11 protein-coding genes and 4 pseudogenes are annotated in these 14004 nt (G+C 60.2%); 9 read left to right on the top strand and 6 right to left on the bottom strand.

The window, feature by feature from the left end; translation table 11 throughout:
* The 4 genes and pseudogenes from NKH70_RS32930 to NKH70_RS32915 form a co-directional block, all read left to right on the top strand.
* Positions 1 to 86: pseudogene (locus NKH70_RS32930) on the top strand (IS5/IS1182 family transposase); the annotation flags it as partial.
* A gap of 103 nt (positions 87 to 189) precedes the next feature.
* Complete coding sequence (gene eglC / locus NKH70_RS32925) at positions 190 to 1581, top strand: endo-1,3-1,4-beta-glycanase EglC (protein ID WP_353027255.1); 1392 nt, start codon at positions 190 to 192, stop codon at positions 1579 to 1581.
* Between the two features lie 104 nt (positions 1582 to 1685).
* Positions 1686 to 3431, top strand: a complete 1746-nt coding sequence (locus tag NKH70_RS32920) for a type I secretion system permease/ATPase (protein WP_353027254.1) — start codon at positions 1686 to 1688, stop codon at positions 3429 to 3431.
* Positions 3431 to 4741: an HlyD family type I secretion periplasmic adaptor subunit gene (locus NKH70_RS32915; RefSeq protein ID WP_352530769.1), complete on the top strand. Its 1311-nt coding sequence runs from the start codon at positions 3431 to 3433 to the stop codon at positions 4739 to 4741. The genes NKH70_RS32920 and NKH70_RS32915 overlap by 1 nt, the downstream gene beginning before the upstream one ends.
* 354 nt (positions 4742 to 5095) lie before the next feature.
* On the opposite strand, the gene istB is transcribed toward NKH70_RS32915, so the two are convergent.
* From istB to NKH70_RS32900, 3 genes and pseudogenes are all read right to left on the bottom strand, one after another.
* A complete protein-coding gene (istB, locus tag NKH70_RS32910) occupies positions 5096 to 5830 on the bottom strand; it encodes an IS21-like element helper ATPase IstB (RefSeq protein WP_353027253.1) in 735 nt (244 codons plus the stop codon).
* Between the two features lie 4 nt (positions 5831 to 5834).
* Positions 5835 to 7345 (bottom strand): annotated as a pseudogene (gene istA / locus NKH70_RS32905) (IS21 family transposase); the annotation flags it as partial.
* A gap of 116 nt (positions 7346 to 7461) precedes the next feature.
* A pseudogene (locus tag NKH70_RS32900) lies at positions 7462 to 7668 on the bottom strand (transposase); the annotation flags it as partial.
* A gap of 254 nt (positions 7669 to 7922) precedes the next feature.
* On the opposite strand from NKH70_RS32900, the gene NKH70_RS32895 reads away from it, so the two are divergent.
* Complete coding sequence (locus NKH70_RS32895; RefSeq protein WP_352847665.1) at positions 7923 to 8069, top strand: hypothetical protein; 147 nt, start codon at positions 7923 to 7925, stop codon at positions 8067 to 8069.
* Positions 8070 to 8404: 335 nt separating this feature from the next.
* Here the strand turns inward: NKH70_RS32895 and NKH70_RS32890 are convergent, their stop codons facing one another.
* Together NKH70_RS32890 and NKH70_RS32885 are read right to left on the bottom strand one after the other, a co-directional pair.
* Positions 8405 to 8830 carry a YidB family protein gene (locus NKH70_RS32890; protein WP_353027252.1) on the bottom strand — a complete coding sequence of 142 codons (426 nt, stop codon included), beginning with the start codon at positions 8828 to 8830 and terminating at the stop codon, positions 8405 to 8407.
* 742 nt (positions 8831 to 9572) lie between these two features.
* Positions 9573 to 9707 carry a hypothetical protein gene (locus tag NKH70_RS32885; RefSeq protein ID WP_352530777.1) on the bottom strand — a complete coding sequence of 45 codons (135 nt, stop codon included), beginning with the start codon at positions 9705 to 9707 and terminating at the stop codon, positions 9573 to 9575.
* Positions 9708 to 11241: 1534 nt separating this feature from the next.
* On the opposite strand from NKH70_RS32885, the gene NKH70_RS32880 reads away from it, so the two are divergent.
* The 4 genes and pseudogenes from NKH70_RS32880 to NKH70_RS32865 all read left to right on the top strand — a co-directional run bounded on the left by NKH70_RS32880 (position 11242) and on the right by NKH70_RS32865 (position 12887).
* Positions 11242 to 11553: a PilZ domain-containing protein gene (locus tag NKH70_RS32880; protein WP_352783012.1), complete on the top strand. Its 312-nt coding sequence runs from the start codon at positions 11242 to 11244 to the stop codon at positions 11551 to 11553.
* Between the two features lie 381 nt (positions 11554 to 11934).
* Positions 11935 to 12117 carry a hypothetical protein gene (locus NKH70_RS32875; protein WP_352530781.1) on the top strand — a complete coding sequence of 61 codons (183 nt, stop codon included), beginning with the start codon at positions 11935 to 11937 and terminating at the stop codon, positions 12115 to 12117.
* Between the two features lie 226 nt (positions 12118 to 12343).
* Positions 12344 to 12595, top strand: a pseudogene (locus NKH70_RS32870) (SOS response-associated peptidase family protein); the annotation flags it as partial.
* Positions 12596 to 12725: 130 nt separating this feature from the next.
* Entirely contained in the window at positions 12726 to 12887 is a 162-nt protein-coding gene (locus NKH70_RS32865; protein WP_353027251.1) for a hypothetical protein, read from the top strand.
* Between the two features lie 124 nt (positions 12888 to 13011).
* Here NKH70_RS32865 and NKH70_RS32860 read toward each other — a convergent pair whose 3' ends face one another.
* The gene (locus NKH70_RS32860) at positions 13012 to 13221 is read right to left on the bottom strand and encodes a hypothetical protein (RefSeq protein ID WP_353027250.1); all 210 of its coding nucleotides are present in this window, start codon (positions 13219 to 13221) and stop codon (positions 13012 to 13014) included.
* Between the last annotated feature and the right edge of the window lie 783 nt (positions 13222 to 14004).

Here is a 14004-nt window from a genome sequence, read left to right as displayed (position 1 = left end):
ACGACAAACTGGCAGCCAACTTCCTCGCCATGATCCAACTCGCCTCAATGCGACTGTGGCTTCGCGCTTATGAGTCTACGGCCTAAACTCGAAAGCTAAATAGTACTGGCTCCTTTGCTCTCAATAGGTGTTAGGCCCGATATCGAGGCGAGAAACCGATATCGAGGCGAGAAAAAGGAGAGGACCCAAATGGCTACCGTACTGAACGCCAAGGGTGTTCCACTCGCCTACAGCGGGTCCTCGGTAAAGTGGTATTCGGCGACGAACTCCGGCCCCACACTTTATGGCAGCATCTACAACGACTCAATGTACGCCGACGGCGGCGTCACCGTCACGATGTACGGCGGCAAGGGCGATGACATCTATTATCTGTATTCCTCCAAAAACAAGGCGGTCGAGCTGCCCAACGAGGGTGTCGACACCATCTCGACCTGGATGAGCTATAAGCTGCCAGCGAATTTCGAGAACCTGACGGTCACCGGCGACAAACACTATGCTTTCGGAAACGAGCTAAACAACATCGTTACCGGCGGCTCCGGCCAACAGACGCTCGACGGCTTGCAGGGCGATGACGTTCTCAAGGGCGGACCCGGGGCGGACATTTTCGTCGTGACCCCCGGCAACGGCAGTGACCTGATCCTCGACTTTGGCGCCGACGATACCGTGCGTGTCGGGAGTTACGGCTTCACCTCCTTCGAGGATGTGCACGCCAACATGGTCCAGTCGGGAGCGAACGTCCAACTGAACCTGTCCGATGACGAGTTTCTCGTTTTCGCCAATAAGACCATCGACCAGTTCACCCCAGGCCAGTTCGATCTGGCCCTGGACAGGTCGCATCTGGAACTCACCTTCTCGGACGAGTTCAACACGCTCGACCTGTGGAATGGCTCGAGCGGCACCTGGGACTCGAACTTCTGGTGGGGTGCCGCGAACGGCAGTTCGCTCACGAGCAACAAGGAGCTTCAATGGTATATCGACACCAACTACGCCCCGACGAGTTCGGTCAACCCGTTCAGCGTTGAGGACGGTGTTCTCACGATTACTGCCGCCCGGGCTCCCGCGGCAATCCAGCCCTACATAAACGATTACAAATACACGTCAGGTTTGCTGACGACCTATGAGTCCTTCGCACAAACCTACGGCTATTTCGAAATTCGGGCTGACATGCCCGAAAAGCAAGGTGTATGGCCGGCCTTCTGGCTTCTGCCGGCTGACGGCTCCTGGCCACCGGAACTGGACGTCGTGGAAATGCTCGGTCAGGATCCAAACAAGCTCATTCTGACAAGCCACTCCAACGAGACGGGAACGCATACGACAGTGTCCTCGACGGCCTATGCCGCGGATACCGAAGGGTTCCACACCTACGGAGTGCTGTGGACAGAAGACGAACTCGTCTGGTATTTCGACGACGTCGAAGTTGCTCGTGCCGCAACGCCTTCCGATATGCACGATCCCATGTATATGCTGGTCGACCTGGCGGTCGGTGGGCTCGCGGGAGCGCCTGCCGACGGGCTTGCGACACCTGCAGAAATGCAGATCGACTACGTCCACGCGTACGCGCTGAACGATTGGCATATCTAGGCGCAACACCTGACGGTGGCGGCGGTAATGGAGACGTTGTCATCGAGCCCGATTTCGGGCACGATTCTTGCGCCTGGGACCGAACTGGAACCGATGTGAAGGCGATGTCGCATTCCCATTCGTCCGAGCGGCCGCGACCAACCCTCGCTGCGGTTTTGGCTTCTTTCCGCCGCGCGTTCGCTGGAATTGCCCTGATGAGCGGCGTCGTCAATGTTCTGGCGCTGACCGGCTCGTTCTTCATGCTGCAGGTCTATGATCGGGTCATCACCGGCCGCAGTGTGCCGACGCTTGTCGGGCTTGCCGTATTTACCGGCATGCTGTTCATTTTCCAAGGCGTTCTTGAGCTTATCCGGTCGCGGTTGCTCGTGCGCATCGGGATGGCTTTGGACGCGCGATTGAGTGGGCAAGTCTATACCGCCCTTATGCGTTTGCCGTTGCTCACCAAGCTCCCAGGCGACGGCCTTCAGTCGTTGCGGGATCTTGACCAGGTGCGTTCGTTTCTGTCGAGCACTGGTCCGACTGCGCTTTTCGACCTGCCGTGGATGCCGCTGTATCTGGCAATTTGCTTCCTGTTCCATGTCTGGATCGGCATGACGGCGCTGGCAGGCGCCATCCTTCTCTCTAGCCTGACTCTGCTTGCCGAAGTTCGCACGAGGGAGCCTGCGAAGAGGGCAAACAGCCAGGCGGCAGCGCGCAATACGCTTGCGGAAGCGACGCGTCGCAACGCAGAGGTCCTGCAGGCGATGGGCTTTGGCGCGCGCATCGCCGAGCGCTGGTCAAGCGTCAACGCCGATTTTCTCAACACGAACGCAAGAGCCAGCGACCTGGCTGGGACGCTCGGGACGATCTCGAAGATCCTGCGCATGATGCTGCAGTCGGGTATACTGGCGATCGGCGCCTATCTGGTCATTCATCAAGAAGCGACAGCCGGTATTATGATCGCCAGTTCGATTATGATGAGCCGGGCGCTCGCACCGGTCGAACTGGCCATCGCCCACTGGAAGGGTTTCGTCAGTGCTCGCCAGGCATGGACCCGGCTGAGCCAGCTTTTGGCCATGCTTCCCGAAACTGCCACGAGTGTCTCGCTGTCGGCACCTGTATCTGCTCTTGCCGTAGAAAGCATTAGCGTCACGCCACCCGGCGAGCGTCGTGTGGTTGTGCTGGATGTCGGGTTCGCGCTGGAGAAGGGTGCCGGCCTTGGCATCGTCGGACCGAGCGCGTCCGGAAAATCGTCGCTTGTCCGAGCAATGGCCGGGATATGGCTTCCAACCCGTGGGACCGTCAGGCTGGACGGAGCAACGCTCGACCAGTGGTCGCCGCAAGAACTGGGCAACCATGTCGGCTATCTGCCGCAGGATGTGCAACTGTTCGATGGCACCATTGCCGAGAACATCGCACGCTTCGAACCTCAAGCCTCTTCGGACAAGATACTGGCGGCTGCGCGCGCGGCCGGCGTTCATGACCTTGTCGTCCATCTGCCGGAAGGCTACGAAACGCGGATCGGCGAGGCCGGGTCGGCGCTTTCGGCGGGCCAGAGACAGCGGGTTGCGCTCGCTCGGGCCCTCTATGGCGATCCGTTCCTCGTCATCCTGGACGAGCCTAATTCCAACCTCGATTCCGAAGGGGAGGCCGCGCTGGCGGCGGCAATTGAGGGCGTGCGGGCGCGAGGCGGCATTGCTGTGGTGGTGGCACATCGGCCGAGCGCGCTTGCAAGCCTGGATCAGGTACTCGTCATGGCCAACGGCCGTGTCCAGGCGTTTGGCCCCAAGAATGAGGTCTTGAGCAAGGTAACCCGTTCGGGCAGCGTTCCCCTGAAGGTCGTCTCCGGCCCTGAGGAGGCGACACACTGATGACGCAACACACGGCATCCGCGATCGATCGGACCATTCGACGCTATCTGTTCGGCGGTGTCGCGGTCTGCATGCTCCTGGTTGGTGGGGCCGGAAGCCTGGCCGCGGTCACGGAGCTTTCTGGAGCCGTCATTGCTTCGGGAAGGCTGGTCGTCGATTCCAGCGTTAAAAAGGTGCAGCATCCAACGGGTGGCGTGGTCGGTCAGATCCTCGTGCGAGAAGGCGACGCCGTGCAGGCGGGCCAGGTTTTGATCCGTCTCGATGAAACCGTGACCCGGGCCGATTTAGCCATCGTCACCAAGAGCCTGGACGAATTCGAGGCCCGTCTGGCCCGCCTCGAAGCCGAGCGCGATGGCACCGACGCCATCGCCTTTCCATCTTCGCTGACGTTGCGGCAGGACGATCCTGAGATCCGGCGTGCGATGGCCGGCGAGCTATCCTTGTTCGAATTTCGTCGCCAGGCACGCGCTGGCCAGAAGGCCCAGTTGAGAGAGCGCATTGCTCAGCTCAGCGAAGAAGTTTCCGGCCTGACTGAGCAAAGGGCTGCTAAAAGCCAGGAAATCAAGTTGATCGGGCTTGAACTCGACGGCATGCGCAAACTCTGGGAACGCAAGCTGGTTTCAATCGATCGCATAACGACGCTTGAGCGTGACGCAGTCCGGCTTGACGGCGAACATGGGAAGCTGACTGCGTCCATAGCGCAATCGAAGGGTCATACATCCGAAATCCGTTTGCAGATCATTCAGATCGACCAGGATTTGCGCAGCGAGGTGGCAACCGAGCTCCGTGACGTCCAGGCAAAGCTCTCGGAGTTGGTCGAGCAAAAGGTCTCGGCCGAGGATCAGCTCAAGCGGATCGATATACGCAGCCCGCAGACTGGCGTCGTCCATCAGCTCGGCGTGCACACGGTCGGTGGCGTCATATCTGCGGGAGAGCTCATCATGCAGATTGTCCCTGTGACAGACGACCTGACCGTCGAAGCACGTGTGGCTCCGCAGGACATCGATCAGCTGATCCCAAGGCAGAGCGCAACCTTGCGATTTTCGGCCTTCAACCAGCGGACAACGCCAGAGCTGAATGGTGTAGTCAGTGAGATCTCCCCCGATCTGAGCATCGATGAACGAAGCGGTGCGGCCTTCTATACCGTGCGTGTCAGCCTGCCCCGTGCAGAGCTTGCGAGGCTGAAGGGCCTGACCTTGTCGCCCGGTATGCCTGTCGAGGTGTTCTTCTCGACCGGCAGCCGCACAATGCTGTCTTACCTCGTAAAACCTCTGGCAGATCAAATCCGTCGGGCATTCAGGGAGGACTGAGTTCGCGTGCCCGGCTCCGCATAACCCATGCCGTGCTTAGAGCGTGAGGATTTTAAGTTGGGGCCTACTCGACCTCGGTGAAATAGTTGGCGCATTCCTTGATCTGAGAGCGTCGTGGATTTTGCCAATGGCGCTGCAGACGGCGTGGGTGGTGCGTCTGGCGGCCTTTCTCAGCAGGTGCATGAGTTTGGCAAGAGCATCTCTGTCAATGACCACGGAATCGGGACCCTGGTTTTTCGCGCAAAAGGGACCCCGGTATTGGGGTGTTGAAGGGCACGCCGGTAAGCGCCCGATCAGGCGAAGCTGGTCGGGGTTGCGCAGCCTGATCGGGCGCGACTGATTGGCTTTCGGACTTCAGCTTTGAGAGCGGCTCTTGAAGCGCCAAGATTCGTTGCCAGTCTCGGCGATCTCGCAGTGATGGGTGAGGCGATCGAGCAGCGCGGTGGTCATCTTGGCGTCGCCGAAGACGGTGGGCCATTCCCCGAAGGCGAGATTGGTGGTGATGATGACGCTGGTGCGTTCGTAAAGCTTCGAGACCAGATGGAAGAGCAGCTGCCCGCCGGCCTGGGCGAAGGGAAGATAGCCGAGTTCATCGAAGACGACGAAGTCGAGCCGGGTAAGATGATCGGCAATGCGGCCCTGCCGGCCGGCACGGGTCTCGGTCTCGAGCCTGTTGACGAGGTCGACGACGTTGAAGAAGCGCCCGCGTGCGCCGTTGCGGATGAGAGAACGGGCAATGGCGATGGCCAGATGAGACTTGCCCGTGCCTGTCCCGCCGACCAGGACGACATTGCGCTGATCGGCGACGAAGGCGCCGGCGGCGAGGTCGCGGATCAGGCTCTCGTTGACCGGCGTGCCGGCAAAATCGAAGTCCTCGATATCCTTGGCCAGCGGAAGCTTGGCGACGGTGAGCTGGTACTTGATGGAGCGGGCCTGCTTCTCCGATATCTCGGCCTGCAACAGATCGCCGACGATCTTCGGCGGTTCGTGCTGCCGCTTAATGGCGACGCCCATGATCTCGTCATAGGCCGCGCGCATCCCGAAGAGTTTCAGCGCCCCCATCAGTTCCAGTACTTCGGTGCGTTCCATGGCTGTTCGTCCTCCTGAGGCTGTCATAGCGGGCGCAGTCGGCGATCGGCTCGTGAGCCAGCTTCAGCGCCTGGGGAATGGAAAGGATCGTGCCCGGCGCCGGATCGCGGCTGCGGGCCAGGATGTTGAGGATCACAGCCGCCGACGAGACGCCGTGCTCGATGGCTTCCTGGCAGGCGGCCTCGACCGCGCTCAATCCGTCGGTCAGCACGCAGGTGAGGATCGACACCATCTGCCGGTCGCCGTCATCAACCGCCTTGAGCTTGCGGCGCACCTTCTCCATTGCCGATGGCAGGACCCAGCCAAGGAATGGCGCGCCGTTGCGCAATCCGCCTGGCTTGCGGGCCAGCACCGGCACGTAGTGCCAGGGATCGTAGATGACCTCGTTGCGGCCGAAGCAGCGGGCATGCTCGCCCACGACCACGCCGTCCTGGCGGATAATGATCCGGTCGGCATAAGCATGGATCTCGACCGGCCGGCCGACGGCACTCGACAGCACCGAGTATTTGTTACCGAGTATTTGTTGTTGTCGAAGCGCACCGTGCAGGTCTTCGACACCGACGCGGGAATGCAATGAAAGCCGTCGAAGCGACCGGCATAGGGAATGAAGCTGGCGCGCTCTTCTTCGAATACGTCCCAGACCGTGCGCCCGCCCTGTTCGGGATGCCGATGCGCCTTGGCATAGGCAACGCATTTGTCGGCCAGCCAGCCGTTGAGATCCTCCAGCGTCTTGAAGCGCAGCCTCGGTGTGAAGAAGCGCTCGCGCACCAGCCCGACCTGGTTCTCGACTTGCCCCTTCTCCCAGCCGGCCGCCGGCGTGCAGGCCTCCGGCTCGACAAGGTAATGCCCGCACATCTGCGCAAAGCGGCGGTTGTAGCGGCGATCCCTGCCGATGAAGATCGCGTCCACCGCCGTCTTCATGTTGTCGTAGATGCCGCGCGTGCAGGCGCCGCGGAAGAAGCCGAACGCCCGGTCATGGGCGTCGAACACCATCTCCTGCGTTTCGCGCGGATAGGCCCGCACGAAGAACATACGGCTGTGGCAAAGCCGCATGTGCGCCACCTTCACCGTTACCGTCACGCCGTCGAGCAGAACGATCTCGTGGCTCCAGTCGAACTGGTAGGCCTCGCCCGGCGCAAAGCTCAACGGAATGTAGGCTTCGGCCGCGGCGCTGCCGCGATCCGCCTCCCAACTCTGAGCATGCCGCCACACCGAACTGTAGCTGCCGTCATAGCCGAGGCCGCGAAGCTCCTCGAAGATGCGGATCAGTGTCAGCCGCTCCCGCTGAGACTTGGCCGCATTCGCCGATAGCAGCCGATCCAACTCGTCACGCCAGGCGCCCATCCGGGGATAAGGCTGATGCTTGCGCTCGTAGCGGAACTCTGTCTCCTCGGAACGCAAAACCTTGCGCACCACCTTCCGGGAGATCTTCAGCTCCCGGCAGATCGCCTTGATCGACTTTCCCTGCACCAGCGACAGCCGGCGTATCTTTGCAATCGTCTCCACAACCAACATCCAAAACACAAATGCCTCCGATCAAACCGGAGGCATCTTGATGACCCCATCGTTAAGGGGTCCCGTTTGGACGAAAATCACCCCTCAAACAGGGTCCTCATTCCATGAAAAATCACAAGCATCTCGATCGGATTCAGGTCTGGCGAGCATTTCGGCAGGAAGAAGAGCTTGGCGCCGGCTTCGTTGACGGCGTGCCGGACGGCCTTGCCCCTCGTGTGAGACGGAATTGTCGTTGACGAGGATGTCGCCCGGCTTGAGGGTGGGCAAGAGCACCTTCTCGAAGAGAGCCGGAAGCCATTGATCGGCCCGTCGATGAGCATGGGGCGGCGACCCGGTCCACTGCGCCCGCCGACGCGCCACGCCGGACCGATCTTGCGCGCGCCCGCTGGATGATGACGAACGCTATCGACATCTTCTCGCCGGCGGCGCTCCGAATTGAGCTGGTGCTTTACCACACCCGCAGTCATAAGGAACGCGACGGCCTTTCCGCTCATTGATTGCTTTTCGATCGAGCCGCCGTCATGCCCTCCACCTCGATACGCAAAACAGAATACGATCCGGACAGAAAATCCTCTCGGTGTGGTTCGTGGCCAGCGGCAAACTGAACGAGTCTGAGGGCGTACCGCCGGAAACCTTTGCCGAATTCAAAGCCGCTTTCGCCAAAGTGCGCTGCTTTAACGACCACATCCGAAACCATCCGGTACCGTCTGGTTGCGAGCGATAGCGGCCCAGGATGATCCGACCTGCCGGTGACCGACTTGTCGCTCCAACCGTCGGTTGGTGGACGCATTGCCGGTGATGCGCCTAAGGTTCCCGGACGGTCCGCGCGCACCGGGCAAGCCCACCCCCGCATCCCCCCTGCCTGGTGCAAAGGCGCTCGATCGGTCCCGCCGTCCTGGCATGTGCGGCGGGACTTTTTGCGATCGACCTTGGAACACCGCCTCGCGGTGAAGGCAGCAACTTCCCCTCACACGATTGCTGCCAGCTCGGTGTCCCCGAAGCCGGCGTCCCCTGGGGGACACGGGCCTTTTATTTTCAGCCTGCTTTGTCGCAGTGGCGCTAAGTACGACCAGCTCCTGGTACCTCGTCCAAGAGATTTGGACCGTTGCCGGCGGGCATCTGCCCGTCGGGCGTAAGCTTGTCTACCGCCTCGGGCAATTCTCTTGTGAGCCGGTCGACGAGTTCTTCATGGGACAATCCGGTTTGCTCAGCCAAATCGCTCAACGTTTGCGGGTCAATTGCTTTCTCAACCTGATCGCGCTGAACGGGCCGGTTGGATCCTTTTCCTATCCAAGAATCTACCTGATCGCCCGCACCCGCATTTCTGAGACGGTCCAGGATGTCGCCGAGGCCGCCAGGGGAGCCAGCGCTAGCGTTGGGATCTGTCGATTTCCTACCAGCGATCAACTCGCCAATCTTGTCCTTATTCTTGTAGGCAAGCAGGCCCAGCAACGCTATGGCGACCTTTCCTATATCAAGGCTCATTTCGCATCTCCTTCTATGAGGAAGGGACAAGGCAGGCGGCTTGGAAAGGTTCCACGGTTGTGCTGCTGGGCCGATATTCGGTTCGGTTTTAGCCGGACGATTGCGGTTTCTCGGCCCGATTCTGGCTAGACTTCAGCATCCGTGCCTCCGCAGAGTCGGGTCGCAGCTCGCGTCGTCTCTCCGGAGGCGCGGGCTTTCTAGATTCCGTCACCGATTGCGAGCGACACCCTTATTCATGCCGGGCCGCCGCCAAAGGGCATGAAGCGCCCAGCCCCCAATGGGTCAAGCCGGGGCTGATTGGCCCCGTAAAGCATCTGCGCGGCGAAGAGGTCTACGCAACGCCTCGCTGCTGGACTTCTGGGATCAGGATTAGGGTGACACCGGCCATGCCGCGCATGACCCTTCGGCGAAGCCGCCTAGGCTTACCGCAAAGCAGAGTTGAGTTGTCGCAACGCCCCCTGGGCGGCCAATAGCCTGTGCTTTTCGAAAATTGCTAGCTTCTGCTGATAAGTGATCCGCACCTTGGCGTTGCACCGGTGGCATCTGAAGTGCGCGATCGCTGTTAGTGCAGAGCCTTTCCTTACTGCCGGATGCGAGCAATCCGGACAATTGAATGTGAGCGCAACATTAGACAAGTCTTTGGCTAAACCCATTTTCATCCCCTTCGCAAGGAGGTGTTGACGCCGCTCAGTCCTTTGCATCGTCACGGTCTTGCATGGAGCCATCGATTTCAACTGCCGGGTTAGAAAGCCCGGCGCAGTTGCCGGTCGGCCATTTCTTTGGCGAGGCCGACCAGGGCATCGACCTCTTGCAGCTGGTCCAGGTGACCGCCATCGGCGACGCCCTTCGGATCCTCATCAATTGGACAGAGGTTCATCGCAAAGTTTCGGCAATAGACGGTTTCTTGACCACGCCTGCATCTCCAGCATCTCAACCCTCAAGACGAGCAAGCGTTCCGGCCGAAGTATGTTGAGGCAAAAGTCGACATTCAACCGTGAACACGCCGTGCTGCCTCAAAGGTGCCCTGCAATGGGTCAATACGTCTGGCATCGCAATTGCATGGTCAGGTGTGGGGGAATGGGTGGAGGCCCGTCGCTTCGCAAATGCAGCGGCGGGTCTTCTACATACAGGTCGGTCGCGGCCTACGCGCTGCCGTTCGTCTCGCTTTCCTCATCAATCGCTCGGACTGGCAGATAACGTTGGTTTCGAGCCACTCGCGCAGCACAACCTGAATGAGGTCCAACCGTCCAATATTTATTTCTCCGCGATGGAGTTGAGAGCGTCCTCGTCGCGGGCTCCAGCGGCACGCCGGAAACGTTTCTAAGCATCAATGCAGCGCACGCAGCATGACTTGCAGATCGGCGCACGATATATCTGCGACGCGACCGGGGCGCTTTCAAGCTCTTCGGCAGCAGATAGGCGGGTCGTTCAGAGGGCCGCGCAGCGCCCGCACCAGCGCCCACCACGACGTGCGGAAGTCTCTTCCCCCCGCTTATGGGACAGCGGCCGGCAGAAACGCTCGGTGGTGAGGCTCTATAGTCGCGATTTCGCTCACCGGTTGCATCCCGGCCTCGAACACGTTATTATTGACCCTAGCGTTCCCGGGGGAGGTGGATGAGTATCATCCAAAGGGTCGGTCCAGTTCTAGAACAGGCGATTGCCGCAATCGTCAACAGGGCGGACCGGGGGACACCGTCTCGGTCAAAGCCGCATTATACCACGTTCGGCAGTCTGCGCCTGATTTGACAGTATGCGACGACCATGTAACCGAGGCTATCCTCGAAGTCGCCGCGGCCCTTGATCTGTTCGTGGCTTTCGAAATCGCGAGTAGCCGATCCATCAAGCGCGAGCCAGTGGCGGTTTGAGAGGAACGGCCCGACAGCCAATCGGGGTTCCCATCGGCCGCCGGGCCTAACTAGCGGGCAATTGGGTCGTTCGTCGGCTGGGCGAGTTATAGGCCATCTCATGCATCATTGCTAATTTAGTAAGCTGATTATGTTTCGTTGCCCTGGCCGCCGGATCTCACGATCCAGACTCGGGTTCCGTGCGTAGGTGGGCAGGCGCCGGCACCGGCCGGCTGGAGTTCATTGAGCCTTGATGCCGACCCTGGTCGAGAAACCGCCCGAGGGCGACGCCTGGATTCACGAGGTGGAGTTCGACGGCTACGGGGGGGCCTGTCTGCCGGTAGGTCAGCATTTAGGTCGGCGTCGACCAGAAGCTTGGAAACCGTGTTGATCGACACGTCGGCAACGCGGGACCTTTGCTAGATCATTGCCTATTTCTGCGCGACCCGACAGATTTCACCCGAGCATGCCCTGTGTCACGTAACAGGGCAACATGACCCATCCATTGCTGTGCGCCTGCGTTCGGTTATACCTAGGAGTGAACTCAGCTGATCTGACATATTATCGATGGCAAACACCGCGAACCCACTTGATGAGAATTCCGACGAGCATCGGCGCGAGCGCCGCCAACGTGTGCTAAAGGGCGGGACGATCATCACCGGGATCCAGAATTCCGAGATCAGCTGCACCTTGCGCAATCAGCATGAGGGGGGCGCCGAGCTGAAGGTCGCGCCCGAAGCCCGGGTTCCCGATCGCTTCTTGCTCTACGTGTCGGTCGATGGAGTTGCCTATCGATCGGAGGTTCGCTGGCGTCGCAACGACCGCATCGGCGTCAAATTCACCGGCACCGAGCCGAAACCGAAACTTCACTACGGCTGACCGACGGCAAGATGAAAGTCAGAGCTTTTCTGGCACTCGCCAATTATTTTTCATGTGCCAAACAGCACAAGTTGCACCGCCCATTCTCTCCGAGGACAGCCCGGACAGGAACGTGAACTGCGCAGTCGTCCTTGAAACCGCTTTCACGGCTCTTATGTCGTCTTGCATCGAGCAAGGCTGGACGGCTGAAGAGACTGCCACCGCATTTTTCAACTTCGCCAAGAAACACCTTGAACAGCTCAAGGCGACGACATCGACTTAAGTTCGCGTAGCTGTGCGCTGTTTTGACATTTCGACATCGCGGTGTCGGATTATTTGCATGCAAACGAGTTTTGCGACGGTATCCTCCCCATCTTCAACGTAAGATTCTGGGAGGAATGTATGGCTCCGCATGAGCGACATGCCGTTGAAATCGTCAGAGACAAAGAGTGGTCGGTTCGCGTGACGGTCAATGGCACCACGACCACCGTCCCTTTTACATCTGAGAGCTACGCGCGCTCGTTTGCAGATGGTCAGGCGTTCCGGCTGGGCGTTCAGGTGGCGGAGCTTAAGAAGGCAGCCTAGCTGCGCGGTTGGCCCAAAGCAGCACGACCCAAACCACACACCCAGGGCGACGCGACCCGGCACAATATACTCGTCAAACGCCCCTTCGAGTTCGCTCGTGCAGGCGATATCGCCCTGATGGACAACAGCTTCCCGGTCTGGAACCGCGCGCCAAGCCTGACCGACTCGATCCTCGCGCGCGAGGAACTGATGACCGGCACCGCGCGCGCGGGGGCCTTGTGCCCGGCTGGGCGCGCGACGGCAGCGGAGGCCCGCCGCGCGTCAATGCGCGGGCGAGACCGTCGCCACCAATGGCCTGTTCAAGAAGGCCTACGCGTCACGGCGCTGCCTGGTGCCGATCGACGGTTATTTCGAATGGCGTAAGCTCGACCCGTCCGACAAGAAGAAGCAGCCCTATGCCATCGCCATGAGGTCGGGCGAGCCGTTCGCGCTTGCCGGCATCTGGGAAGAGTATGGCGACAGGGCAACGGGCGAGCTGGTCCGCACCTCCTGCATCGTCGCCTGCGAGCCGAACTCCCTGATGGCGACCATCCAGACCGCAAGCCGGTCATCCTGGCGCCGGCCGACTATATGCGCTGGCTTGGCCCTGAACAGGATCTCGCGACCTGTTGAAGCCTTACCCTTCCGATGTGGCCGATGGACAGCAAGGTCGGCAGCCCGCGCACAATCCGGACATCATCGACGAGATCGGCGTCGGGCCAAAAGACCTGTTCGACGTTTCGTCACAGGAAGCGCTCACCGTCGTCGCGATGTTCAAACAGAACCAATGAGGCGGCTGCCTCGGCTTGGCGAACCCCCATCCTGCATACTTACCGCAGTTGAGATGCTCGCACCCGTGGCGCTGAATGCAGGGGCGCGCTTGACGATAGCAGAACGAAGTGGCTGGCGCCCGATTCACGAACCGCGCGGTTTGGCCTTCGGTTCTGGCGAGCTTTCCGACGGGTTTGCAGCCAAATTTGCAGTTCGCCGATCTTTTAGCCACAGCGACTTTCTTCTTGCCAGTAAATCGTGGCGATCGCCTTCAGCGGTCGCTTGGCTATGTGTCACAGCAATGGCATAGTCGGCTCTGTTGGTTCGATAGTCTTCTTCTTTTTGCACAGTCATCGTTTGCTCCCAGTTCGTAGCCCCTCTTTCGCCCTGCCGGGAAGATTAACTGCCGGGGCATTCCGCGAGTCAATCGATTAAATGATGCACTCTGCAATCGCGCTGCATCCTCATTGTTTTCGATGAGTGCCGGCTTAGCCGTCGGGCAGGTTTGGGGGCGGGCGAAGGGGATGTCTTGAGCCTCACGCAGGCCCCACCTCCGTTCTCCGGGCCGAACACCACCCCAGGGCGTTCCAGGGCCTCCAAGTTTCGAACCGTCGATAATATGTCTCGGCGCCGCCGCGCGATAGCGAACGAGACGGCGCGATCCTCATCGTGGGCTTCGTGCTGCCAGCTAGCCGGATCCGCTCGGTGCGGTCGCGATCACTCTTCCGAATCTTGGCGGCTCCGGCGTCGATTTAAAGCTCGTCTGCCCCTCCATCTTCGATCCAGCAAAGTCGATGCGGCGAACACCTATCATCACGGATGGCGACGCGTCCTGAAGCGTGCAGGTGTCCCGCATATCGGGACGCACGGCGCGCCTCGACGGAGATTCCGGCGTGCCGTTGAGGATCGGAGCCCAACTTCCTTTTCGAGCCGAAACGCGTTGCGTTTCACGAGCAGCGTCGATGCTTCGCTGCGATCCTGGAGTTCGCCTTTGATAGCGCTAATCCAGCTGGTAAATGGCACCCCTCGCGGGGGTGGTCAGTCCCGCTTGTTAGGCCGCCCTGTTGAACCGTCTCGGGGTCACGAACTGGCCCAACGAATGACCCTTGTCCGTCTTACGGAAATTTCATCGTCGCG

It is taken from the genome of Mesorhizobium sp. M0991 (assembly GCF_040318915.1).
GTDB lineage: Bacteria > Pseudomonadota > Alphaproteobacteria > Rhizobiales > Rhizobiaceae > Mesorhizobium.
This window is presented reverse-complemented; position numbering and strand designations above follow the sequence as displayed.